At 60.2% G+C, this 1213-nt stretch carries 2 protein-coding genes; both read left to right on the top strand.

Translation table 11 applies throughout. The annotated features are described in order from the left end of the window. Positions 1-52 precede the first annotated feature (52 nt). On the top strand, positions 53-367 hold the full coding sequence (locus E4T66_RS21250; protein ID WP_136852160.1) for a transposase: 315 nt from the start codon (positions 53-55) through the stop codon (positions 365-367). Next, the gene (locus E4T66_RS21245; protein WP_136852158.1) at positions 364-1185 is read left to right on the top strand and encodes an IS3 family transposase; all 822 of its coding nucleotides are present in this window, start codon (positions 364-366) and stop codon (positions 1183-1185) included. Before E4T66_RS21250 ends, E4T66_RS21245 begins: the two co-directional genes overlap by 4 nt. Positions 1186-1213: the final 28 nt, after the last annotated feature.

The raw sequence follows: 1213 nt of genomic DNA, 5'->3' as shown, positions 1-1213 counted from the left end.
TGTAATGACCCACTGAAAATCTGCTCAGGCGATACTTTGAAAGGAGTTAAGCATGGGCAAGGTGATGGACGAAGAGATCAAGCGGTGGACGGCCAAGCGCAAAAGCGCGCTGGTGCTGGAGATCATTCAGGGCAAGACGACGGTAGCGGAGGCGTCGCGGCAGTTTGATCTGTCGCCGTCGGAGCTGGAGGACTGGGTGGACCAGGCCAAGGCCGGGATGGAGAACGCGCTCCGAGCTAAGCCTGAAGATGTTCGCGAGCAGTACGAGCGCAAGCTCAAGGATATGCAGGAAGCGTACGGCGAAGCGATGTTGGAGCTGCGCGCCCGAAAAAAATTGCAGTCCCTGCTGGGCGAGGACGAGACATGATCGAAGCGATCCGCCAGGGACTTAAAGCAGACGGCTTCGACGTGTCGATCAGCAAGCTGTGCGCGTGGTTCGGCGTTCCGCGCCGGACGGTCTACTACCGATCGCAGAAATCCCCGCCTAAGGTCCAGCCGCGCTTTGCCGAGCCGATCAAGGCGATGATCGAAGAAGAGCCGTCGTTTGGCTATCGGACCGTTGCTGGCCTGCTGGGCTTCAACAAGAACACCGTTCAGCGGGTTTTTCAGATCAAGGGCTGGCAGGTCAAGAAGCGTCCGACCGGACATCGTCCGCGGATCGAAGCGTTGCCCTCCAGGGCCGACGCACCGAATCAGCGTTGGTCAACCGATCTTTGCCGAATATGGGCCGGCCGTGACGGCTGGGCCAGCCTGGCACTGGTCATCGACTGCCACACCCGCGAACTGCTTGGCTGGCACTTATCGCGCAGCGGCAAAGCGACAACAGCGGGCTCGGCGCTGGAGCAGGCGCTCATCACGCGATTCGGAACCTTGGGCCATGTGCCGGCACCCTTTCTGCTGCGATCCGACAACGGACTGGTTTTTACGAGTCGTCGCTATACGGCACTGGTGCGTAGCTACGGCCTGCGGCAGGAATTCATCACGCCGCACTGCCCGCAGCAGAACGGCATGGTCGAGCGGGTCATCCGAACGCTGAAGGAGCAATGCGCGCATCGGCATCGCTTCGAAACACTCCAGCACGCCAGCCGCGTCATCAGCGACTGGATCCAGTTCTACAACCATCGGCGCCCTCACCAGGCGCTGAAGATGAAAACACCCGCTGAAGCATTTGCTTTAGCGGCATGACCTGTGCAGGTTTCGGTGGGTCATTACA

Origin of the sequence: Sinimarinibacterium arenosum, from assembly GCF_005047655.1 — a bacterium.
Taxonomy (GTDB): Bacteria; Pseudomonadota; Gammaproteobacteria; order Nevskiales; family Nevskiaceae; genus Solimonas.
This window is presented reverse-complemented; position numbering and strand designations above follow the sequence as displayed.

Excerpts from the sequence above, each read along its gene's own strand:
- E4T66_RS21250 (WP_136852160.1), top strand. The coding sequence starts at position 53 with ATGGGCAAGGTGATGGACGAAGAGATCAAGCGGTGGACGGCCAAGCGC.
- E4T66_RS21245 (WP_136852158.1), top strand. The coding sequence starts at position 364 with ATGATCGAAGCGATCCGCCAGGGACTTAAAGCAGACGGCTTCGACGTG.